Origin of the sequence: Hafnia paralvei, assembly GCF_020150375.1 — a bacterium.
GTDB lineage: Bacteria > Pseudomonadota > Gammaproteobacteria > Enterobacterales > Enterobacteriaceae > Hafnia > Hafnia paralvei.
The window spans coordinates 1,944,480-1,968,103 of record NZ_CP083737.1 but is presented as its reverse complement, the minus strand read 5'-3'; the positions used below and the strand labels follow the sequence as shown (position 1 = coordinate 1,968,103).

At 49.0% G+C, this 23,624-nt stretch carries 23 protein-coding genes and 1 tRNA gene; 16 read left to right on the top strand and 8 right to left on the bottom strand.

Annotation, left to right across the window (positions count from 1 at the left end):
• Positions 1-5: 5 nt before the first annotated feature.
• The 9 genes from K9N75_RS09195 (at position 6) to K9N75_RS09155 (ending at position 5,649) form a co-directional block, all read left to right on the top strand.
• Positions 6-518 (top strand): hypothetical protein, encoded by a 513-nt coding sequence (locus tag K9N75_RS09195; protein WP_224452313.1) that lies wholly within the window; start codon positions 6-8, stop codon positions 516-518.
• A gap of 194 nt (positions 519-712) precedes the next feature.
• Complete coding sequence (locus K9N75_RS09190) at positions 713-1,093, top strand: hypothetical protein (protein ID WP_224451835.1); 381 nt, start codon at positions 713-715, stop codon at positions 1,091-1,093.
• Positions 1,080-1,637: an ASCH domain-containing protein gene (locus K9N75_RS09185; RefSeq protein ID WP_224451836.1), complete on the top strand. Its 558-nt coding sequence runs from the start codon at positions 1,080-1,082 to the stop codon at positions 1,635-1,637. Before K9N75_RS09190 ends, K9N75_RS09185 begins: the two co-directional genes overlap by 14 nt.
• A 238-nt stretch (positions 1,638-1,875) precedes the next feature.
• Positions 1,876-2,733, top strand: a complete 858-nt coding sequence (locus K9N75_RS22825; protein ID WP_375374059.1) for a DUF550 domain-containing protein — start codon at positions 1,876-1,878, stop codon at positions 2,731-2,733.
• Position 2,734: 1 nt separating this feature from the next.
• Entirely contained in the window at positions 2,735-3,022 is a 288-nt protein-coding gene (locus K9N75_RS09175; RefSeq protein ID WP_224452312.1) for a hypothetical protein, read from the top strand.
• Between the two features lie 213 nt (positions 3,023-3,235).
• A complete protein-coding gene (locus K9N75_RS09170; protein WP_224452311.1) occupies positions 3,236-3,475 on the top strand; it encodes a DUF4060 family protein in 240 nt (79 codons plus the stop codon).
• The gene (locus K9N75_RS09165) at positions 3,472-4,038 is read left to right on the top strand and encodes an MT-A70 family methyltransferase (RefSeq protein WP_224452310.1); all 567 of its coding nucleotides are present in this window, start codon (positions 3,472-3,474) and stop codon (positions 4,036-4,038) included. Before K9N75_RS09170 ends, K9N75_RS09165 begins: the two co-directional genes overlap by 4 nt.
• A 220-nt stretch (positions 4,039-4,258) precedes the next feature.
• Positions 4,259-4,606, top strand: a complete 348-nt coding sequence (locus K9N75_RS09160) for a helix-turn-helix domain-containing protein (RefSeq protein ID WP_224452600.1) — start codon at positions 4,259-4,261, stop codon at positions 4,604-4,606.
• A complete protein-coding gene (locus K9N75_RS09155) occupies positions 4,507-5,649 on the top strand; it encodes a site-specific integrase (protein ID WP_224452599.1) in 1,143 nt (380 codons plus the stop codon). Before K9N75_RS09160 ends, K9N75_RS09155 begins: the two co-directional genes overlap by 100 nt.
• A 10-nt stretch (positions 5,650-5,659) precedes the next feature.
• Here the strand turns inward: K9N75_RS09155 and K9N75_RS09150 are convergent.
• Positions 5,660-5,735: transfer RNA gene (locus K9N75_RS09150), tRNA-Lys, on the bottom strand.
• 112 nt (positions 5,736-5,847) lie between these two features.
• Positions 5,848-6,516 carry a gamma-glutamylcyclotransferase gene (locus tag K9N75_RS09145; RefSeq protein ID WP_130961617.1) on the bottom strand — a complete coding sequence of 223 codons (669 nt, stop codon included), beginning with the start codon at positions 6,514-6,516 and terminating at the stop codon, positions 5,848-5,850.
• Between the two features lie 602 nt (positions 6,517-7,118).
• On the opposite strand from K9N75_RS09145, the gene K9N75_RS09140 reads away from it, so the two are divergent.
• From K9N75_RS09140 to K9N75_RS09120, 5 genes are all read left to right on the top strand, one after another.
• Positions 7,119-7,688, top strand: coding sequence for a spore coat protein U domain-containing protein (locus K9N75_RS09140; RefSeq protein ID WP_008813082.1), 570 nt, complete (start codon positions 7,119-7,121; stop codon positions 7,686-7,688).
• A gap of 6 nt (positions 7,689-7,694) precedes the next feature.
• A complete protein-coding gene (locus K9N75_RS09135; protein WP_061060165.1) occupies positions 7,695-8,231 on the top strand; it encodes a Csu type fimbrial protein in 537 nt (178 codons plus the stop codon).
• A 15-nt stretch (positions 8,232-8,246) separates the two neighbouring features.
• Entirely contained in the window at positions 8,247-9,011 is a 765-nt protein-coding gene (locus K9N75_RS09130; protein WP_224452500.1) for a fimbrial biogenesis chaperone, read from the top strand.
• A 68-nt stretch (positions 9,012-9,079) separates the two neighbouring features.
• Positions 9,080-11,440 carry a fimbria/pilus outer membrane usher protein gene (locus K9N75_RS09125; RefSeq protein ID WP_224452499.1) on the top strand — a complete coding sequence of 787 codons (2,361 nt, stop codon included), beginning with the start codon at positions 9,080-9,082 and terminating at the stop codon, positions 11,438-11,440.
• A 1-nt stretch (position 11,441) separates the two neighbouring features.
• A complete protein-coding gene (locus tag K9N75_RS09120; RefSeq protein WP_096080922.1) occupies positions 11,442-12,425 on the top strand; it encodes a Csu type fimbrial protein in 984 nt (327 codons plus the stop codon).
• Positions 12,426-12,431: 6 nt separating this feature from the next.
• Here K9N75_RS09120 and amyA read toward each other — a convergent pair whose 3' ends face one another.
• Positions 12,432-13,916 carry an alpha-amylase gene (gene amyA, locus K9N75_RS09115; RefSeq protein ID WP_008813077.1) on the bottom strand — a complete coding sequence of 495 codons (1,485 nt, stop codon included), beginning with the start codon at positions 13,914-13,916 and terminating at the stop codon, positions 12,432-12,434.
• Positions 13,917-14,411: 495 nt separating this feature from the next.
• Between amyA and K9N75_RS09110 the strand changes: the two genes are divergently transcribed.
• Positions 14,412-15,788 carry an efflux transporter outer membrane subunit gene (locus tag K9N75_RS09110; RefSeq protein WP_263481244.1) on the top strand — a complete coding sequence of 459 codons (1,377 nt, stop codon included), beginning with the start codon at positions 14,412-14,414 and terminating at the stop codon, positions 15,786-15,788.
• A 168-nt stretch (positions 15,789-15,956) separates the two neighbouring features.
• Positions 15,957-18,344 (top strand): DUF3772 domain-containing protein, encoded by a 2,388-nt coding sequence (locus K9N75_RS09105; protein WP_224452497.1) that lies wholly within the window; start codon positions 15,957-15,959, stop codon positions 18,342-18,344.
• Positions 18,345-18,389: 45 nt separating this feature from the next.
• On the opposite strand, the gene K9N75_RS09100 is transcribed toward K9N75_RS09105, so the two are convergent.
• Genes K9N75_RS09100 through tssF form a run of 5 tightly spaced genes read right to left on the bottom strand, consistent with a single transcriptional unit; the run spans position 18,390 to position 23,578 of the window.
• Positions 18,390-19,754: a VasL domain-containing protein gene (locus K9N75_RS09100; protein ID WP_224452496.1), complete on the bottom strand. Its 1,365-nt coding sequence runs from the start codon at positions 19,752-19,754 to the stop codon at positions 18,390-18,392.
• A gap of 41 nt (positions 19,755-19,795) precedes the next feature.
• Positions 19,796-20,233, bottom strand: coding sequence for a type VI secretion system baseplate subunit TssE (tssE, locus tag K9N75_RS09095; protein WP_008813073.1), 438 nt, complete (start codon positions 20,231-20,233; stop codon positions 19,796-19,798).
• A 3-nt stretch (positions 20,234-20,236) separates the two neighbouring features.
• The gene (tssJ, locus tag K9N75_RS09090) at positions 20,237-20,785 is read right to left on the bottom strand and encodes a type VI secretion system lipoprotein TssJ (protein WP_224452495.1); all 549 of its coding nucleotides are present in this window, start codon (positions 20,783-20,785) and stop codon (positions 20,237-20,239) included.
• Positions 20,766-21,851, bottom strand: coding sequence for a type VI secretion system baseplate subunit TssG (tssG, locus tag K9N75_RS09085; protein WP_114444952.1), 1,086 nt, complete (start codon positions 21,849-21,851; stop codon positions 20,766-20,768). Before tssG ends, tssJ begins: the two co-directional genes overlap by 20 nt.
• The gene (tssF, locus tag K9N75_RS09080) at positions 21,815-23,578 is read right to left on the bottom strand and encodes a type VI secretion system baseplate subunit TssF (RefSeq protein WP_004095566.1); all 1,764 of its coding nucleotides are present in this window, start codon (positions 23,576-23,578) and stop codon (positions 21,815-21,817) included. Before tssF ends, tssG begins: the two co-directional genes overlap by 37 nt.
• Between the last annotated feature and the right edge of the window lie 46 nt (positions 23,579-23,624).

The following is a 23,624-nucleotide window of genomic DNA, read 5'->3' as shown; positions in this document are numbered from 1 at the left end:
CCACCATGACGCCGCAGCATATCCTGCGCGTCCTCAGCCAGCACCCCGACAATAACATCACCGAATTCCACAGAGCACTTAACTCAGTGGGCGGCGTTTTTACTGGCGGCGGTGCCACTGGCGGGGTGACGCTGAACTCTAAAGAGCCATATTACAAATGGCGCAATCCTGAAAAGAACGAGTACATAAGTTTCAACAACCTCCTCGCAATCAGAGAATATCTAACAGCGGAACCGTGGGGAGATATGAAGATAGGCGGTACGGTTTACCGGCTAAGAGATGATATCGATGTAGATGCTGTTATCGAGAAAATCACACCAAAGCGACCACCACCTAAGCCCATCGTTATTCACATGCCAAAAGCTGGACAGCGCTATATCGGCAAGCGCGGCATTGAGTACACCATCATTTCAGCCTCAGACCGCAGCATCGTTTATAGCTTCAACGGCAAAACTCATCAGTCACTCGAACCTACCAAATTCATGTACGGCATGGAGCTGATATCCGATGCCGCATAGGAGATACTCTTGAAAAATCGCAAAGCAAAAATGCTTCTACTCCACGCCCATAAAAATTGCTACCCGAGTCAATGGTTGAACATTAGCAATCGCCGGATGGTTCTCTTTTCGCGTGGCGGAGTAACTAAGGAAGGCCATCAATTCAAAAATAGCGCGGCGCAGAACCGCTGGATGAATCATGTGAGGTATCTGTGATGAACAACCTACCAATACAAACCTACGAATCAGTAGTTCAGCAGCGTGACGCTCTAGCCGCTGAGAATAAGGCTTTGATAGAGCAAGCTGAAGAGGTATACGCGGCGGGATATAACCATGGGCACCTTAATACAGTCGATGGCATTGCGTACTCAGCAGGGACTAAAGACGAGTTCTATCAGCTTGCCATAGAACTGATGAATGAGGCAGAAACCACAGAAACTGACGCTTTCCTTGCTGATGTACGGGCTCAGGGAGTGGATGCTGCAATCAAGCATCTGCATAAGATATTCGACGGAACGGACTATATTTGCGAGCCGTTGAGATCTCTGGTGTGGTTGGCTCAGGCGCTTCGCAAGGGGATTAATGATGCACAGTAACAGCAAAGAGCGCGTCCTCAAATTCAACGATGAAATGCTTGCAGCGTTATTAGCAGGAAAAAAGACACAAACCCGCCGTCCAATCGATGGGTTCGATGTTTTCGAATTAGTTAATGATGGCGCTGGTGCGGGAATGTGGCGCGTACATGGGCCAAGTTTGCAAGATGTGAACGAGCTTAATGAAAGCGACGAAGTAATCGGAACAACGCCAGCTGGCACGTATGAAAAATCGTTAGTACGTCCAAAGTTTATTGATTACTACTGCCCTTACACGCTAGGCGGCCATTTTATTAATGCCTGCAATAAAGACGGTGAGCCAATTTGCGGAATTTACGTAAATGTACGCGTAGAGCGATTAAACGATATCAGTGAAGAGGATGCGAAGGCCGAAGGCGCACCGACTGAATGCTGCGTCATTGGGGGTAAGCACTTTCTCGGTTTCCGCAGTCTGTGGAAATCAATCTACGGAGAGGAAAGCTGGAAGGCCAATCCATGGGTTTGGGTAATCGAATTTAAGCGTGTGCAGGAGCATAGCAATGACTAAGTTAACAACTGAAGTGCTAAAAGAAATTATCGGTTCATATCCAGAAGACTCGGATGAAATAGAGTGTGTCATGGCTCGACAGCTTCTGGCATACGAACAAGCCGCTGAGCATCCGGCAGCGCGGATCACATGGGACGGGTCTGAGTTCAGCGTGAGTAATGTAAGCGAAGATTTTTTATACGGTGGCACTGCTGTCTATCTGGCACCGGTATTACCTAAACAGCCCGTAAAGCCAGTGATGTTCATTGACGGCGATATCTCATCAGATGATGCGGAAAAACTAGCAGCAGTAATTCGTGAATTTGGCAACGAGCCAGCACCCGCACAACCTGTAATACCAGAACAAACCGAGCGGGAACGGATTCGACGTGAACATGCTGAGTGGTCTGACGCTACGTTCGGCAACGTTGGTCCAGTTGGCCCACTTAAACATCTCTCAAAAGAAGCGCTTGAAGCTGCTGCCGACCCAGACGATCTGCTTGAGTGGGCTGATATGCAATTCCTGTTATGGGATGCACAGAGACGCATGGGTATTCCTGACGACTTTATCACCATAGCGATGATTGAAAAGCTGGAGATAAACAAGAAGCGTCAGTGGCCTGAACCAAAAGATGGCGAACCGAGATTACATATCAACACGCAATCAGCACAACCTGTAATTGAGCCTAAGCCACTCGGATATTTTTCATATGGGTCTGAGTGTGGCTTTGATTGGCACAAAACAGAAAAAGAAGCGATTGAATCAGCTGAAGCTGCAATTGACGACTATCGCGGTGATGCGTGCGACGGATGGTCTGAGGAAACAGATAGCGTCTGTTGGGGTGTCATTTTGCAACAGGCAACAAAGGTCGATGAGCGCCCGCGAACTGATGATGATAAATGCGATCCGGCGATTGATACGGTCTGTGATTACGCGCTGATACCTGAACTGGTTGGCAACTCTCCGGTAATTCCGGAAGGTTGGATGATGGTTCCGATTGAGCCGACAGCAGAAATGGCGCAAGCCGCAAGAGATTGCCATGAGGGTGAGAGCTTCCTGCCTTACTCAATATACCGCGCCATGCTTGCCGCAGCCCCAGCACAGGAGAGCGAATAACATGGCTAAGGCAACTTATCTAAAAGACCTGCTAAAAGCATATACAGCAGAGCAAAGCGCTCGATGGGTTAGAGCTAACTCCCCATACAAAAATATGAACAAAGCCCGATGGCTTGAAATTATGAATGCTTATAACCGAAAGGTGCTCAGAAAGCAGCGCCGCTCAGTTGGGAAATCAAATAAGTATGGCGTTCGACTAACAGCATCATCAATGGCTTTGGCACTTCGTGAAATGAATATGTTGGCTGCGGTGCGTCGTTCTGTCCGCGCTAGCAGGGAGCAGAAATAGATGCTGATAGCCGGTTATATCCTTCTAGTCAGCGCCTGCGGATTAGATGCTTGCGATGCCCTCCCCGTTACACCTGAAGTCATGCCAAAAGAAACCTGTGAACAATGGATAAAGCTGATTCACGAGAAGCGGCCTAACCACGTTCTAATGTGATTACCAGTTAACAAAGATTAATAGTCGCTAACCAGCGGCTTTTTTATTGCCGGAGGATGCATGCGACACATCATTAAAGGCCATCCAGAGCGTACAGAAAGAGCGGATATGAAAGCTGCTCTAAATCTCCATCAGGAAAAGTACGGCGACTATGGGACAACCAAGAAAGGCGTCACATACACAATCAAAGTTAGCGAAGAGAAATTCTTCATCGAGATTATTAACCGTAAAAAATCATATGTGGCTACATCGATGATGCGGCCTAGAGATTTATCCAAAGTGTGGGGGAATGCAGCGTGAAAAAATACAAGCTGATTTATGCAGATCCGCCATGGACATACAGAGACAAGGCAGCCGATGGCGAGCGTGGAGCATCATTCAAATATCCCACAATGAGCATATTGGATATATGCCGCTTGCCTGTATGGGACTTAGCTGATGAATCTTGCCTGCTGGCAATGTGGTGGGTTCCAACGATGCCAGTCGAAGCATTGAAGGTGGTCGATGCTTGGGGATTTAGATTGATGACTATGAAGGGATTCACATGGCACAAAACAAATCGACGCAAAGGGAACAGTGCGATCGGCATGGGCCACATGACAAGAGCTAATAGCGAAGATTGTTTGTTTGCGGTTCGTGGCCGATTGCCAGAAAGAATGAACGCAGCAATATGCCAGCATCAAACTTTCCACCGCGCTGAACATAGCGCCAAGCCCCCAGAGTTTCGCGATCTGCTTGTCAGCTTACTAGGCGACGCGCCTCGCATTGAGCTATTTGCGCGTCAACAAGCTGATGGTTGGTATTCGTGGGGTAATGAGGTCGGTTGCAACATCGAGTTTCAGCAAGGAGTGAAAGCGGCATGACATGACAGCAGAACAAGACAACGCGATAAGAAATGTGGCGCGGCGATGCAACGAAGCAATGAAATCTGCAATAAAGTCCGCGCCAAAAAAAAACCAACATCGACACAATCACCCGCCCCATTCTTCTCAGCTACTACGAAAAAATTGAGCCTATGGGAATTTCATTCCTTAGGTTCCTTTGGGTTATTGGCGTTTTGAATGGGCAGTTTGAGGATAAATGATGGAGAAATTCAGTCTCGACACAGATGAGGCGTGCGAATTCCTCGGGATATCACGACCAACATTAACAAGATGGGTAAAAACAGGAAGGCTCATCGCGACACGTAAAAACCCAACCAAAGCTAAATCACCCTATCTCTTCACTCGCCAAGCATGTATTGCCGCACTTCAAGATCCGCTGCACACTGTGGCGGTGAGCGCGGCGGATGCGACAGGAGAAATACCATGTCACTCTTCCGTAGAGGAAAAATATGGTACGCGAGCATCTCTATCCCGGGTGCGAAGCGTATTAAAGAATCACTTGGCACAGAAGACAAGCGGCAAGCTCAGGAGCTGCACGACAAATTAAAGTCTGAGTATTGGCGTGTTGACCGCCTCGGAGAACTGCCTGATATATTGTTCGAAGAGGCATGCCTGCGCTGGATAGAGGAGAAGTCAGATAAGAAGTCACTTGATACCGATAAAAGCCTGATGGGGTTTTGGCTGTCACACTTTGAAGGTGTGAAGTTAAAGGATATTACTGAGGCCAAGATATACGCCGCAATTAGCAAAATGACTAACAGGCGTCATGAGGAAAACTGGAAGAATAAACTCGAGGCGTTAGCTAAAAAAGGAAAGGAGGCACCTCCATTCAAACCCAAGCCAGCAGCAACAGCGACGAAGGCCGCACACCTATCGTTGATGAAGTCAATAATGCGAGCAGCAGAGAGAGAATGGAAGTGGCTAGATAAGGCGCCACTGATAAAGGTTCCACAGCCTAAGAATAAGCGTATACGGTGGCTTGAGCCACATGAGGCTGTTAGATTAATTGATGAGTGTCCAGAACCACTAAAGTCTGTTGTCCGCTTTGCTTTAGCAACCGGCCTGCGCCGCTCAAATATACTTGATCTCGAGTGGCAGCAGATAGATATGCAAAGGAAGGTAGCTTGGATTAATCCAGAGGAAAGCAAATCAGGGAGAGCGATTGGCGTAGCCTTAAATGATACCGCGGCCAAAGTCTTGCGCGAGCAGATTGGAAAGCACCAAAAATTCGTGTTTGTTCACACTCATGCGGCTAACCGATCCGATGGTTCTATTACACCGGAGATCAGGAAAATGCGCGTAGATAGCAACAAGGCTTGGAAGTCTGCATTAGTTAGAGCTGGAATTGAAAACTTCCGGTTTCACGACTTGAGGCATACATGGGCGAGCTGGTTAGTTCAAGCTGGAGTGCCGCTTTCAATTTTGCAAGAAATGGGAGGCTGGGAATCTATCGAGATGGTTCGGCGGTATGCACACTTGGCGCCTAATCATTTAACTGAGCACGCCAAGCAAATTGATGTGATATTTGGCGATTGTGTCCCAAATATGTCCCACATTGGAAATATACAGATGGAGGTTAATTCTAAGTGATTGAATTTGTTGGTGGGTCGTGGCGGGTTCGAACCGCCGACCAATTGATTAAGAGTCAACTGCTCTACCAACTGAGCTAACGACCCAACGAGGGGGATTATTCTCCTCCGTGATGTATGCGTCAATTGTCACGCAATCCTTACGCATGCATAAAGGTGTCCGCTCAGGTTTACGAAATGATGGAAAATCAAACGCTCACTATCGGGTTGGCGCGTTTTGCTGGATTTGGCGCACACAGCGTGCGAGCTCGGTGATATTACTATCCGGCATACGGTGCTGTTCTAGTGCAGAGTCTAACGAGAATAAATACTCGGCGTTACTGCCCAACGAGCCGCTGGCCTGAGAAATCAGTGCCGCCACGGTATTCAGCGTTGAGTTGGACTCATACAGCGGATGCTTGGGATCGGTGATAAACGTAATCCCAAAAATCTCACGACCATCAGCAAGGCTCAAAAGGCACCATTTGGGCGTATAAACCCCAGCCAGCATTTCTCGCGTCCATAGAAGTTGAAGCTCACAGCGAGCGTTGTCATCCGATAAACGGAATGCTAATCCTCGCGTATCACCTTCAGGCTTGAGGCCAAGCATGCGCCCCGGCGTATGTTCTGAACCACGCCCAGCTAATAAACGTATATTAAAATCGCGCTGCCAGCCTTTGAGATGGGCAGGCTGTACTTCCGCATACTCAAGAAGTGGATTCCAAATCAACGAGCCATAGCCAAAAATCCAGATCCCCTGATCTTTGGGGCAGGTTTCAATCATGTGGTTTAAGGAAGCGTCGAGCTGTGCTGGTGTCCAGAACAGGTTTTCCAAGGCTGAGTAGGTTTTGGCAAAGTCTTGCGACTCCAATAATTTTCGAGTTAACACGTTGACCTCCCCACGCAGAAAACAACGACAGTGAATTTAAACTAATCTATAGATGGTTTTAACTCAACTGTCATTATGCGCCGTATGGCGGTAGTGCGGTTATCAAATATTTCGAATGATGTATAAGGCTATGGAGGTTTCGAAGACAATAATCATGATTGACCAGAAAGCAGCCATAAATTGAGAGTGATTTTTTAGAAAAGCATGAAAGGATTGCATAATCGATTTGCCCATCGGGCTTGACCACTTATGTGTGTAATAATGCTACTCCCTCATAAAAAATTCTGCAAATTATCAATTTTAGTTGATTGACACAGTGTCATCCCATTGCCTATTTCGTTAATAAATCTTTACCTCACACCCCGTCGCGGTTTAGCCCAGCTCAAGGTTGTAAAATCGCACCTAACACTAGCGACTTGTTTTATTCCGCAATTACAGACAATTAACTTTTCAATGTTGCAGTGGTGATTTTTTAGACTTGCGCTACATTTGTTATTAACGCATTTAATTATAAGCATTATTGAAGTATTTGAGTTTTCTCTCTTACGCCAGTCGGAAATCAGTTGCTGTTCAGTTGTCATCTTATTACAGAGGGATAGACGATGAAGCTACGGTTTATTTTCGCGATCGCGGCAAGCGCCAACCTGCTCGCTGTGCCTGCTATGGCTGTCACAACCACCGGTACCGTTAGCGTGACCTTAAACTTAACTAATGGTTGTTTGGTAAACGGCTCACCGAGTCAAACAGGTGTGAACTTCGGTACTCTGAGCTTTGGCTCTTCCCCTGCAACTTTCGATAGCTTAACCGCAAGCTTCAGTGGTGGGGGTTCTGGTGGGAACACGTTTAACGTCCAATGTACATCTGGGGTAACTTATTCAGTCGCACTAACCAGCAGTGTCAATCCCAAGCCCACTACCGTTTATGGAACAGAGGGTACGCCTGGGCGTTATCTGATAAGCCCACCTGCCACCACTCAAGGGATAGCCTACAGCGTTTACGATAACTCAAACATGACCACTGCACTGACCAACGGCGCAACGTTAACCGCGGTTAGTACCACCGGCACCACCGGCAGTTATGCTCTTTGGGGAAAAATTGTGGGTGTAGCGAATAATACTAACGTGCAGGCAGGAGCCTATGCCGACACATTAAATATAACAATTACCTATTAGCGCGCCATGAATACACAGGGGAGCGGGGTTATTAATGGCGTGGTCAGCTCAATACCTGCGGCATTATTGTTTTGCTGTGTCACTGCTCAAAACGCCTATGCCGTCATCTCTGCGCAATTTCAGGCTCAAGCAACTATCGCCGCAGGATGTGCCTTGCTAGGTACTGGAAGCTTATTTGGCGCACTAAGTTTTGGTTCATATTCCGGCACAACCAGTGGAAGTATCAATGGGACTTTTGTACAAAACACCACGCTGACACTGGCATGCACTCCTGGCGTCACTCTGAGTATGAAAGTCGATGGGGGGACACACCAGACTACCGTACGTAATGTGATGCAGAGCGGAAATAGTCTCCAATTACCTTATCGAATATATTCCGATGCGGCGCATACCAGCGAAATTCTGATTAACCAAACCGTTCCACTCAATATAACAGGCACGAATAACAACATTATTTTGCCTATTTACGGCGTATTACAACTTAACGGCTTTAGCCCTTCAGGGAGTTACACCGATACATTAACGGTGACACTCACTTGGTAAATCAAGGAGAGTTTGATGAGCAAACGTGTCAATTCTATTTGTCCTATTCCTTATATTTTTATTGGTACTCTACTGGTGTGTATAGCTGCGCCAATCACAGCCTTTTCCGCCACTAATATGCTAATTTGGCCAATTGACCCTGCACTGGGTGCAAAGGACAACGCGACTGAGCTCTGGCTTGAAAATAAGGGAACCAGCGTCGCAACCATGCAAATACGCGTGCTCGGTTGGCAACAGGTAAACGGAGAAGAAAATTATCGCAATCAGCAAGACGTTGTCGCCAGCCCTCCTATCGTAAACATCAGCGCGGGGAAAAAGCAGCTTATCCGCCTTATTCGCCAATCCCCGACACCAGCGGGAAAAGAGCAGGCTTTTCGTATCCTGATCGATGAGGTTCCATCGCCCGACCATTCTTCAGCCAATCAGGCCGGTGTTTCTTTACTCATGCGCTATTCGCTGCCTCTATTTGTCTATGGTGACGGCGTCAACTTTCAGCGCAACGCTTCACAGCCGGTGCAGCTCAATCAAAGTCAACTGAGTTGGAAGACGATAACCAATAATGGCCATCCGGCACTAGAAGTTACCAATCAAGGCGCGATCCATGCGCGTCTGAGTAAAGTATCAATTAACGGCAAGCCAATAGCAGATGGCTTACTGGGCTATGTGCTCGCACATTCCAAGCGCGTATGGCCATTACCACCAAGCGTGTCACGCGGCGAGCACCTGAAGGCAGAGGTCAATAACGACGCTAATATTTGGCAATCCGGCCCAACACCATAATCGGCACTATCCGCCAAGCCGCCTAAGTGAACGCAACCAAAGTCAGGTACAGTCGCGCTGTGCCTCTTATGGTCACACTCAGTTTGCCCAGCATCGCTTATGCCGATCTAGGCAGCACGGATCTGCCTCCGCCTCCCACGGCTAGCGTCGTTAATCAAGAACAGCAGTTCCGCCTAGAATTAGTTATCAACCGTTTCAACACTGGCAAGCTCATCCCAGTAGTCGAACGCAACGGTCATTTCTTTGTCCAATCGAATACGCTGATTAGCTTCGGTTTGCCTGCCGACAAATTCACATCGGTTGAAACAGATATCAGCGCTATGCCCGAATTAAACGCCCGCTATGACAGCGAAAACCAGCGACTATTAGTGCAGGTGCCAACCGATTGGTTGCCTAATCAATCGATATTTACCGGCAACCCGACACAGCAAACACAGGCATTGGCTGGCTCTGGAGCACTCTTCAACTATGACGTTTATACCAGCCACACGCAGGACAACGCTACGCTCACTTCGGCATGGAACGAGCTACGCATTTTCACCCCCAATGCGACCTTTTCCAGTACCAGTATTTTACGGAAAAGCATGGGAGGAAATGCGGATAGCAGCAACGAAGGTTTTCGTCGATATGACTCAACCTTAAGCGGCGTAAACGAAACGAATGCGATTAGTTGGCAAGTCGGCGATTTAGTGACAGGGGCGTTGAGCTGGAGTAACAGCGTGCGCCTTGGCGGCGTAAGTATTGGACGAGACTTCTCCGTTCGTCCAGATATGATCACATATCCCCTGCCCGCGTTTTCGGGGCAAACCGCGGTCCCAACCACGGCGGATATCTTTATTAACGGTTATCAATCCGGCAGCACCAACCTTGAACCGGGGCCTTTTACTCTCACCAATCTACCCTACGTCAATGGCGCGGGTGAAGCCGTTCTTGTTACCACCGATGCATTAGGCCGCCGTGTATCCACCACACAGCCTTTTTACGTCGCAAGCACGCTACTGAAACCAGGCCTTTCAGATGCATCAATTTCTTTAGGCGCATTGCGACGTGATTATGGAGAAAAAGATTTCTCCTACGGCCCAGCCGCCATAAGTGGTTCTTATCGCTACGGCGTCAACGACGACCTTACGCTGGAATCTCATGCCGAAGGTGCCCAAGAGTTGGCGCTAACCGGTTTAGGCACATTAGTAAAACTGAGCTATCTCGGTGTGCTCAACGCTTCTGCAACCACTAGCACAATGTATGGCAAGCGAGGCAATCAATACGACTGGGGTTATCAGTACAGTAATTCACGTTTTAACATTGGCACTCAGCACAGCCGTCGCGATAAAAACTTTGGAAATTTAGCGCTTTACGACATACCAACGAACACCTCAGATCCAGCATCCTATTCGCTCAGTAAAAGTAGCGATCAGTACTCCGCCGCGCTGTCATTGGATCGCTTTGGCAGTCTCGGACTCGCTTATTTTGATATTAAAAGCTTTGCCGGAGATAGAACTCGCCTGCTCAACCTGTCGTGGAATAAAAATCTTTGGGGAAATAGCACACTTTATGTTTCCGCCAGCCGAGATCCATCCCAGCAAGACTGGTCACTGGCGCTTTCCATTCAAATTCCGTTCAGCACCTTCGATAACATCAGTCTCACGACGCAACGCAACGCGACAGGCGAACGCCAACAAACGATCGGTTATAACCACGCCATGCCAAGCGACGGCGGATTCAAATGGGATCTCGCCTATGCCAATCAGTCGGAACAAAACAACTATCAGCAGGCGACACTAGGCTGGCGTAATGAACATATTCAGCTACAGGGTGGCGTGTATGGTCCTTCTAACAGCTATACACAATGGGGGGAAATGATGGGCTCGCTGGTGTATATGGATAACACTTTGCTGGCCGCCAATCAGATAAACGACGCTTTCGTGGTGGTGAGCACCGATGGCTATCCTGACATCGGCGTTAATTTTGAAAATCAGCCTAAGGGGGTGACTAACCGCCACGGATACATGCTGATCCCCGGTGTGTCTTCGTTTTATCCCTCCAAGTTCAGTATCGATACGCTAAATCTTCCCGCAGATATTTATGCCGATACCACCGAGCAGCGCCTCGCAGTACGACGTAATAGCGGATATCTGGTGCATTTTCCGGTGCGCGAGCGACGCGCGGCCAGCGTCATTCTGCACGATCAGGCCGGAACCGCGATTCCAATATCCAGTTCTGTCACTCGGGAAGGAAAATCAGACGCCTACGTTGGCTGGGATGGACTGGCTTATTTGGAAGATTTAGAGCGGCAAAATGTGCTGCGAGTTCGTACCCCTGACGGTCTGCGCTGCGTTGTCAATTTCAGCCTACCCGACAATCACTCACAGAAATTAAGCACCTACGGGCCCTTTACCTGCCAGCTTAAAAAATCATCGGAGAACAACTAGTATGAGAGGCATTATTCACTTAATTTTCATTCTATGCGGCGGAGTGTTGTTTTCCTCTACTGCCAGCGCCCTCACTACTCATGACTGCACGCTGACTAAGCCTGTATTGATAAACTATGGCAGCCAAAGCTCAGTCGTCGTCAATACAACCTCACAAACTCAGGTGTTTAACGTTCAGATAAGCTGCCCCATCGTGCTCGCGGTTGCCGCTCCGGGTTCGATAGGCATTACCTATACCAAATCGACAACAACGAGCGGATCGCGCGCGCTTCTCACCAACGGCACAACGGACAGTATTCCCATCCAACTGGTGTGCGTTACCCCAACCTGCTCACCGGCGGTGGAAATTGGCGTGACTGGCACACAATCCATTCCTAGTTCAACGTTCCTTGGGTTACTCACTAATCAACAGTATTCTCTCCCTCTATCCGTCAATACCATTGTGGGACAATCCGTTGCCGCAGGAACCTACTCCACTACCCTCACAGTAACGATCAGTTGGAACATTTGTACGGCTGGCGCATTAGTTCTGTGTATCAACAATGATACGGGCACTGACACCTTGGTCATCCCCGTGACTCTGGTTGTCACCAACGACTGCGCCACCATCACCGCGCCCGATATCAACTTTGGCAGCGCACCGGTTGCTGGCAGCTTTAGCTCACAGGCCAATACCATTACCTTGGTATGCACCAAAGGTGCAACCTATACCGTAGGGATTAATAATGGGCTACACGCTAGCGGAGGGGTTCGTAATATGCTGAATGGAACCACCAATTTATTGAGCTACGATATCTATCAGTCAACCAGCAATAACCGCTGGGGATCGGTGGGAAGTCAGCGCTGGAGCAGTACTGCCGCTACCACGACCAGCGCTGATACCATGACCAAAACCTATAACTACGTGGCAAAAATATTCCCCAACCAGACGACGCCACCCGCCGGACTGTACACTGATACGCTTATCGTCGATGTCGCATTTTAAGTCAGGCTATTGCTCTAAAACCCAGACGCTGACGCTCCCCGCTGAGACAGGGAAATCGGCGGTAGCGTCGTCACCGGCGGTGACAATATCCTCATGATTGCCAAGAAAATCGTAAAAACGGCGTCCCGCTAGACCTTCAGTAAGTTGCACGTGTTTTGCTGCCACGTCACCGTTGGTCAGAACCACAACGCACCCCGGTGCCTCGCCAGTGCCGTCTCGAACAAAGGCGATACATTGGGGATCATCGAAATAATCATGCTGTGCCCCGTTGGCAAAACGCTGACGCGCCTCCAGCAGTTTCTCCAACTCAGGAATGATCGGCATGATGATTTCATGATCCTGCTCATCATCACCTTTATCGGTATAGGTTGCACCAAACAGATCGGGATAGAACACGCAGGGCACGCCCTGCTCACGGAGCAAAATGAGCGCATAGGCCAGCGGTTTGAACCACGGTTCCACCGGTGCCTCTAAAGACTGTAATGGCTGGGTATCATGATTCGCCACCAACGTAACCGTATTTTCTGGTGCTATTGCCACCAGCGTATCGGCAAAGATCGTCGAGAGATCGTAGGCATTACCAGACTTAGACGCATGATGGAATTTCTTATGTAACACGGAGTCAAACAGCATGACTTTATGTTCGGTTTCATTGAGATAGTTTTCCAACGCCCCCACTTCAGGTGACCAATACTCGGCAACCGTAAACAGCTCGCGCCCAGAGTGCTCGCGCAGGTGATCCAACCATTGAGAATAAAACCATGAGGGAATGTGCTTTACGGCATCCAGACGAAAGCCATCACAAGGCACGGAATCCAATAACCAGCGTCCCCAGAACTTTAATTCCTCGGTGACCGCTTCATTACGGAATTCAACATCAGCACCCATCAAATAATCGTAATTACCGTTCTCTTTATCGACATCGTCGTTCCAACCATCATCGCCAAAATCATTCATTATTTTGAAAATGCCGTTTTCATCGGGATCTTCAATATAATCAACGCCGTTAAAACAGCGAAAATCCCATACGAACTCAGAATATTTTCCCTGCCGTCCAGGAAAAGTAAAACGGGTATAGGTCAACGCTTCAAAGGTATGATCATCAATATCATTACGATCGTGCTCTTCCACGCGGCGCACAAAAACGCGCTCCTTCTCATCAGCGCCCAATTTGTGATTTAACACCACATCAAACAGCACCTGTAGCCCGTGAGATTGCAGAGACTGCGCCGCCTGTTCCAATCCACCTCGGTCACCGTATTTGGTTGGTACACTGCCCTTTTGATCAAACTCACCCAAATCAAACAGATCATAGGAGTCATACCCGACAGAATATCCTCCGCTCGCGCCCTTACTGGCAGGCGGCAGCCAAACATGACTCATCCCGAGCTGGGCAAGATATTCAGCCTTCTCAGCCACTTCCGGCCAGAGTTTGCCCCCGTCGGGGTAATACCAGTGAAAAAATTGAAAGAGCGTTGTTTTCTTCATCATGCTTCACCTCATAAAGGCCGAACTCTAAGCATGGATTAAAAATCCGTATTTAACCGAAAATATTCATAGCAACCCTAGGTATGAACCATATGCAGAAATCTGAGGTTATGCTTTGTATATATTTCGCCTGCGTGATTTACAAGATAAATACAACCATTCATAAAATATATAGTTAATAAAACAAAACACATTAATAGAAATGAATGGTGAATTTGAAACAAATGTTCTCAGCAAAATAACGAATATCCGCACAACTGCATAAAACAAGATTTATAAAACCATTTATTGTTCGCAGCCTAATTACCCTGCTTTAGACATTACTAGCAGTAATTATATGAAATTTTTAATTCCATTAATAATTCATTCATGAAAAATATAAATAAAAAAGCCAAATATCGTTTTAACGATAGAAAAAAATATAGCATCCGGAGCATTATTGTTTCTTTATCCATAATTCTTAGTGGATGTGCAGCCATACATTCGGAAAAAGCGCCATTGCCTCAAACCGATCTGAGCCAAATTCATATCGCCGATGCCCCTGAGGGAGCGCTGCGTGAGTGGCCAGGAAATCACTGGTGGCAAAATTACCATGACCCACAGCTAAACCAACTGGTAGCGTTAGCCCTTGCCGACTCACCCACGCTGGCCGTCGTTCGTCAACGCGTCGAAATAGCAAAATCCCAGACCGACCGAGCACGCGCTAATGATTTGCCCATCGTAAATTTCGGTGCTGATGTCGAACGCCAAAAGATGTCGGCTGAAGGCGTAATGGGGCCTTTTGCCCTTGATGATCCCGCCGCAGGCACCACCGGTCCATGGTACACCAGCGGAACCTTTGGCCTTCAAGCTAGCTATGATTTAGATCTGTGGGGTAAAAATCGGGCTCAAGTCCAATCGGCCTTAGGGGTATATAAGGCGAAACAAGCAGAACTGGCTGAAAGCGAACTCCTCGTGTCCTCCGCTGTTACGCAGATTTACTGGGACATTCAAACCGTTAAAGCGCTACAAGACATTCTGCTAGAGATTAAAAAGCAGGAGTCACTCATCGATGATACTGACCGCAGACTGTATAACGAAGGGATCATCTCCTCTTTAGAACAAACACAAACCGAAACCCAGTTCGCGAAAATAGACGAGCAAATTGACGCCTACACGGGCAATCTGCTGCTATTACGTGCAAATTTACAGGCCATGATAGGGCTTAAGAATCCGTTGCCTGCGCTTGAGACGGTTCCTTTACCAGACGTTGCCAGTACCATGCCACAAAACCTTAACTATGAATTACTGGCGCGTCGGCCAGATTTGCAGGCAGCGCATTGGTACATTGATGCATCGCTGAGCGAAGTTGATGCGGCTAAGGCGGCGTTTTATCCTGAAATCAACCTGATGGGATTCTTGCAAAACGACGCCCTACACTTAAGCGACCTATTTCGTGGTTCCGCCCAGCAGATGGGGGGAATCTTTGGCTTAACCCTCCCTATTTTTGACGGAGGGCGGCTCAATGCGAACCTAAGCATCATGCAGGATAACAGCAATCTCAGTATCGCTAACTACAACAAAGCCGTGGTTAGCGCAGTGACTGAGGTGACAAAGGGGATCACCCAGTTAGATACCATTACCCATCAAAGAACACACCAAGCCGTCGTCGTTGCTGGCGATAAAAAAATCTGGTCACTCACCCAACAACGTTTTCAGGCAGGGCTCATTAGCGGAGTAAACGTTGCTAAAGCGAAACTCCCCCTGTTAGCTGAGCAGACTAAACTTATAGAGCTTCACGGCCGCTGGATTGATGCCGATATTAATCTCATAAAGGCGCTTGGTGGCGGGTATCGCGCGGAAAGTCTCCCCGTAGCCTCAAAATCCAAGTCTTAAAGTGAATGGTAGAAGCGGGGAAGCCTTGGCTTCTGCCACACTGATTGTTTCAAACAGCAGCATGGACAATCACCACTGTGTTAACAAAATGATAGCGAAAATACCTACTATTTTTCCTATAATTACCGGATAGTTACCTTAAACATGCTGAAGTGGAACGCTTGCTCAATGCTAAAAATGCTGAAAATCTCCGCGGTGCTGTCGCTATTGCTGATGTTCCCCATCATCAGCATTGCCGCCAACAGCACTGTTCCTCAGGCTACTACGGCGACGCAATCTGACAGCGGATTTTTGCAGAAAAAACTTGATGCTATTAAGCAACAGGTTGCCAACTCGCAAAACGAAAAAACGTTGAGTCTGCTCAACACCGAAACGCTCCAGCTTGTTGAGGAAGCGCAAACTAAGCTCGCCGAACTTACGCCGCAAATTACTCAAATACAGGCGCAACTCGATGTGCTAGGCCCTCCGGCGCCTAATGAAACCGCAGAGGTCACCCAGCAGCGAAAAACATTAAACCGCGCTAAAACGCTGCTAGATAAGCAAATCGATCAGGCCGATGCCGTCAAAACCAACGCGACTAATCTCTCGACCCAGATCAATAATCTGCGCCGCTCTGCCCTGAAATCTCAAATTGCACTTAACTCCGGCAGCGTACTTGGACAAAACTTTTGGCTACCGCTTATCTCGTCACAAAATCATGACCTCGCCAAATTCAGTAATTTCCAACAACAAATCGTCGATGCCTGGGATGACGCGTGGTCACCCGACTGGAATACAGGCTCCGCCTTTTATCTGTTGCTCGCGCTAGCGTTCGGCATAGGTAGCCAAGTGATTCTCGATAAACCACTGAGCGCCATGATGCAACGTTGGCTGCCCGAAGGTCGCCTGCGCCGCAGCGTACTGGCCTTCAGCACGACGCTACTCACTGCGCTATGCTTGGGGATCGGTGCACATTTCCTGTGCTATATCTTTATTCGCCAACCCGATACTGCCCCCGAACTGTTAGAGTTTACCCAAACACTGGTCAGGCTTACGGTATTCTCCAGCCTGATCGCGGGGCTTGGTAAAGCGCTGCTGTCTAATCGCCATCCATCATGGCGGTTGCCAAACATCTCCGACACGGCAGCAAAAAAACTGGCGCCCTTCCCGCCGCTCATTGCGTCAACCATTTTTGTTTTTAGCATTCTAGAACAGCTGAATAATCTCGTCGGCTCAAGTATTGCAGCCACCGTTTTCTGTAGTGGTTTACTGGCTTTATTTGTTGCGCTGATTGCCATCACAATGTCAGTACGCGTCACGCACCTGCGCCATGCCAATGCAGCAAATAACGAACAGACCGTAGTGCGCTCAGCCTTAGCCGGTTTTATTCATCTCGCGATAAGCGCAACCTCGTTCTCCATCATAATTTCCCTGCTAACAGGGTATATCCTGTTAGCGCGCTTTCTTACTTACGAACTTATTTGGGTATGGCTAGTTCTTGCAAGCCTGTATCTGCTTATTCACCTAATGACTGACCTCTGTGACAGCATTTTTATGCCTAACAGTCGTTCAGGAAAAATACTGAAAAGTACGCTTAGCCTTAGCGACCGCCACCTCTCTTTAGCCTCTACGTTGCTTTCAGCCATCGGCAAAACTATGTTGGTTCTACTCGCCGTTGTTGCTTTGCTCAGCGGCACCTATGGCACCACCACGCCAATGGCGCTTCTGCAAAAGGTCGTCGAAATTTGGGGAGGAAAGGGACTGGGGGGCTTTACGATTATCCCGGCTCATGCCCTGAACGCGGTGCTCTGCTTGGTGATTGGGTGGTATATTTTACGCTCAGCGCGCCGCTGGTTGGATAATGACTTCCTGCCAAAAACCATGATGGATCGCGGCATGCGCGCTTCGCTGGTCACGCTATTCACCAACGTTGGTTATGTCCTGATTATCTTACTGACCCTGTCCACACTGGGTATAGAGTGGAATCGTCTGGCATGGATCGTCAGCGCCCTGTCGGTAGGTATTGGTTTTGGCCTGCAAGAAATTGTGAAAAACTTTATTTCAGGGCTCATTTTGTTGACAGAACGCCCCGTAAAAGTCGGTGATTTGATCAGTATCAGCGGCGTTGAAGGCGATATTCGTCGTATTAACGTTCGTGCTACGGAAATTCAGCTGAGTGACCGCTCTACCGTGATTGTGCCAAACTCACAGCTGATATCCCAAAACGTACGCAATGCGACTATGGGTAATGCCCAAGGCGTTGTCACCATCGCCCTCACGTTCCCTCTAGACATCGACCCAGAGCAAACGCGCACCTTGCTGTTGGATGCTTATCTACAACATGCGGCCATTCAGAGTGCGCCTGCGCCTTCGGTGAGTTTTAAAGAGTTAGGCCCAAATGGCATTGTCCTCAGCGTAACGGGTTACGTCGCCAGCCCACGTGTCGTGAGCGGCACAAAAAGTGATTTGCTGTATGAGATTTTGAAAAGATTAAGAGCGGCGGGGATCAGTCTGAGCCAAAGCCAAACGATGGTGATTGAGAGAGTACCTGCGGCGAACAAAGAGGTGTCAGAGTAAAAGCTCCGGTAGCGTCCTGCGATATGGCGCTACCGGAAAGTGAAGTTATTCTGTTTTTGATTCAGTCAGTAACATATAACGGCTTTGCAATTGTTTAAACCGATTATCGATTTGCATCATCAATGCCGGTGCAACTTTTCCGGCATTTTGCTGTTCAGCCAACTGCCGTAATAGCTCCTCCAGCGGAGGCGATTTCGCTAACGGCTGCTGGATAGCAAACACCGAGGATTTCAGCTCTGACACGGTAATGTATTTACCTCGCTGTTCATCTAACCCATTCAGTTTGTTTGCCAACTGCTGTAAACGCGTTTGTGCCAAATTCCAATCATTTAGGGTCTCATTGGAAGCCGCCTGAGCATTTAAGCTCAGTTGCCATTTAGCCGCGAGTTGCTCAACCTCCGGAATTTGTGGCCACAGCGTTTGAGCCTGTTTCACTAACTGAGAACCATAATTTAGCGGCCACATAGCAGGCAACTGCTTTAGACTGTCCAACTGTGTTTGCGTCGCAGCCAACATCTCATTGGTCAGCGTCGGGAGTTTGTCCGCCCTATCTGTTCGCAGCGAAGTTATCTGCTCTGCCGTTAACGTATTCGGCAGAGGCTGCACCGTCGCTAACAGCGTATTCAACACGGGCTCCTGATGCAGAGCATGCCATCCCCATAACCCCGCGCAGCCCACCAGCGCCGTACAAATCAGTCCAGCCACAAACCCTTGCCAATGGCTTTTTTGAATACCGCGTGAATTGTTTTCCACTCGCATGACGACAGGCTTGGCCTCAGCTTGAACGACATAAACTAAAGGCGAATCGTCGCGTATTTCTGTCCCTGAGATATCCATCGTAGGCCGTGCGGCCAGCGTACTTCCCCCCTGCACGACATTATCACCGTCCAGATTCTCAAGCCGTAGCGCGGTGTTATGCATCAGATGATACAAACCATCCAACTGACTCAGATGCTTCAGCTCCAAGCGGGCTAACACTTCCCCTAAATGTTCTAACAGCGTCTCTGTTCGATAAATAAGGGCTAAGTCGCCGTACTTGAAAACATAGCCACGCAGTAACTGCTGTAAACGTGAAGCCAGCCATCCCAGAATCTCCATTCGAGCATGAGTCTGCTGTGGCCAAAATACTGGCCATTGGTGGGTGAGTAACCCATCCACGAGTACTAATCCCTCTTCAATACCCGCCATACCCGCACGATGTGCTCTGGCCAACGTGTAATAGGCGGTCGTTTGTAACTCGACGCCGTTTTGGCGGAATAACGCCAAACACAGCTGTTCTACTTTTTGCCAATCCACATCAGGACGAGCCGGATGCGTCAACTTGCCCAGTTCATCGCGTAGAGCGCTAAATTCGCTTAATGTGCGCGGATCGCCACCGGTACGTAAATGCTGTTCGGAGAAGGAAGGCATGCTTAATTGAAACTCCGTAAGAAGAATTGTGATGATGAAAACTAAGCGGAAACAAACTGCTGCTGTTTAAGATGACGCACCAAAACTTTGCCTTCTGGCGCAAACTCTGTGCCGTAACGCACCAAACCCACGTCTTTTAAATGAGCTTCAAGGGTATATTCCAGATGACCACTGCGCGTTTGCGGTAATAACGTAATAGCAAGGCTTTCGACGCGTGGTTCATACTTGAGTAACGTCGCCGACAGCATTGACAGTAATCCATGAGCAGAACCAGGCATCCCTTGCAGAATTTGGCTCATGTCCGGTAATCCATAGTCAGGCAAGTGGGCCAGCGTACCGGCTCGACTATTGAGAATACGCTGCATATTATCCAGCACGGACAGGATCACCTGGTCGCGTTCACTCACCAAATGGAGATCCAGTTCACCGCCAAAGTTCAGTGTCAGCATTTCATACAGCGAGGGATTCTGAGACGACATGGCTTAATCCTTAACCGGTTTCAGACTCAGTGCATTATTACCGAGCTCGATTACCCGAGGGTCATCCGGCAACAGATCCTCACGATCAATCACCAAGCGCCAGCTGTTTTTCTGCGTATCAGGCATCCGAAACAGGCCAACCACCGCCACAAATTTGGCCTCTTTTTCCATTGGCATATTCAGCAACGCCCCCGTACCCGGCTTCACCACGACTTCGCGCGAACTCAACAAATCGTTTTTCAGGCTGGCGTCACCATCAACCAACAAACTTTGATAATCCAGCTGTTCAAAGGCTTTGCTATCGCGCAACTGATAAACCCGTACCATGGTAGGCACCGATAATGCACTCATATCATTAGCGTCAGTGTTTAGCGCTTCGCGGGCATTGAAATCCAGATGAAGGGTTTTTATCTGCTTGTAGAATATCGATTTGGTTACTGAAACCGTTCCATCTGCAACGCTCTGCGTTAAACCACAGCCAGCCAGCAGCAGCGCCGACAACACCACGGCGCCGGCCTGAAATGAATGGGATTTAAAAGCGAAAATTGACATGCCTAACCTCTCTGTTCGCCGTATTCGGCTGTAATCCTTGGTAATGCCCCAAATTGACCGTGATCTCATCGGGTAATGCGAAGGCAGCAGACTGTGCTGCATGAAGGCCTAACAAACCCGTTAACCCAAGCTGAACGTGTGTTTTTCCCAACACCGGTGGCGGTAGGAGAACGGTTGGCAACACTAACTTCAGTCGCGCATTGCAGCGCCATCCCAGATAAACCCGCAACAACACCATTAAATCCGTATGTAGCTGTCCGCCCGGTAACCATCCTTTGGCTTCCTCTAAATCAGTGGTGTGAAGCGTTAACAACATCTGGGTATTCACATCAGTACCTGTTGCCCCCAATACCGCTCGCTGAGACAGATTTACGCGGTGCGTCGGGCCTAATCCGGCGGGTTTTTGCAACACAATCTGCTGTCGGTCATGCGCGGTAACAATCGCGGTGGTTTTCGGCGCCAACAACCTCACCAGCGCCATAACGCCTTCCGCTGTCCGCGTTGGCAGACGCATTACGCTCAGCAATGCCAAGAAGCGAGAAACTGGGGTGGCGATATGCGACGACGTTCCGGGGATACCTAAACCAATGAGTCCCAATAAGCACTGCGAGGTTTCATCAGTCCCACCCACTTGAAAGGTGGCCGGATAAGAATATTTACGCCAGATACGATAAAACTGGGTAAATATCCGGTGATTGAAAATATCCAGAAAGGCTTCTAACGCTTCATGCCCCTCTCTACCTTGCGCGATGTCGTCCAGATACGAGGTCGGTAGCGGTGAATCCACGCCGTACAAGCCTAAAAAGGTGGTTCGCACCGTCAATGGCCGTTCCGGATGTTCTTCATCTTGCTCTATCGCTTTCAGCTCGCTGACGGGAAATCCCATCCCAGGATGCGGTCGAAAGCGCACCGGATCGTCATGCGGGCTCGCGGTGCTGCCCAGCGCAGGTTTTTCGGGTGCCACACGCTCTAACAACTGACAGAAACGGTATACGTTCACCTCTGACATGCGCCCTTGCAGCGCCGTGATTAGCCTGGAATGCGCTGACTGTGATTCTCTTTCCATTGCAGACATTTCCCTGAAGGTTGCAGTATCAACGTAAGCTGGTTAAACAAATGAATATCGGCATACAGCGCAAAAAACCGGCTCAGCATTTCGCCAAATAGGCTGATATCCCCCTCGCCGGAAAATCCGTTGCTATCCAACGTCACTTCAATATCGACCCCTCGTAGCAAAAAGCCTTTTTCAAAACGCTGAATCAGGTGATGCTTCACATCGACAATCGCCGCTAAACGACGGCGGTTTAGTTCATCACCGGTCCAATCATAGAGAGAAAGCGTGCCACGCAGCACTTCAGCGTTATCCATCATTGGCAGAAAATTCGACCCAAGATGACTCAGCACACGCCAGTGAAAACGGTCACGGGTTGGCGGATAGCACGGCATGGTCGGCGCACACAGATTACGCACCGAGAGCTTGGTTTGTGTCGACTGCACCACCGTATCCAGCAGCGTGCTTTGCAATGCCTTACGCGGTAGCTGGCCGTTAGTACCGGTCAGGCTCAGGGACAGATTCTCTTCCGCCAACAGTTTGTCGCTGTCAAATGCTTCACCGCCGAGGATCAACCACGTATCGTGTAACCCCGATGCACCGCGTTTGACGCGGGTATGAAAATAACGCTCCGGTGCGTCGTAGCGCATCATGCCGCCTTTGTGTCGGAAGCTACTGAACGGAACGTAGGTTTGGTGTCCGGTGTGCTTAGAAGAAACCACGCTATCGACCGAATAGATCTCGGTATGACCATCCTGCAATCGCATCGGACGCAAGAGATAATCCGTTTCCAACGGGGAAAGGCGTAGCGGATCGGCCTCTAACGGAAACAGGTTAATCACCGGTATACAGTGCAGGCGTAGATTTTCCGCATCAAACGGCATGTCATACGGCCAGAGTTCGCTAAGTACCACGTCAATTTCAAACCACGGTAGCGACGATGGCCGTTCAATATGCTCAAGACCGTTCAACGCCACGAACATAAATTTCTGACGGAAGGTAAAAAACTCCAGCAGCAATTGATAACCGCTAAATGCACTCTCCCCCTTCGGCCACAGCCCATCTTGTTCACCGAAGCCGAGCGGAGAAAAATAGCCCTCCATACGCCGCCGGTCTGTTTGTCCCGGCAAACGCAGATACATTGCCTGCATTTGTAGCGTAAGCGCCTGATGCAGTGCGCTAGCAATCGGGCTGTCCGCATTCAGGTAAATCGGCAAACGGCTCAAATCAATCTGCCCCCAATCGGCAAGCTCGCTGCACTCAAAGCGCAGACGGATAACCGAGCGCCCATCCGGTTCGGTATCGAGCGTCACTTTAGCCAGATTTAACGGCAGGAGTTCGAGATCCTGTGTGGTGCTGTAGCGGCAGCGCGTTTTCTGCTGACCGACGGGTTGAGACATCACTTCAAAACCACGAGCGACCCGTTCGCTGTGTTTCATCTGTGACCAGTCAGGTTCAAGTTCCACGATGGAAAGCGAAGGAATGGTGCGTAAATAGTGCGGCCACAGCAGACTGACAAGACCTTCGGTTAGCTCAGGCAGATCGTCGTCAAGCTTTTCACGCAATCGCCCCATTAAAAAAGCAAAACCTTCAAACAGGCGCTCAACATAGGGATCCCGCGCGCCCACTTTATCCAGATTAAGCATGGCGGCACGATCGGGATGCGCTTCGGCAAATTCTTTACCGGCTTCACGTAGGTAGCGCATTTCTGCTTCAAAATAGCGCAGAGTTAAGTCATCCATGCGAATTGTGTTCTCATGAGAAAGGTTAAAAAAACGAAGTAAAAAT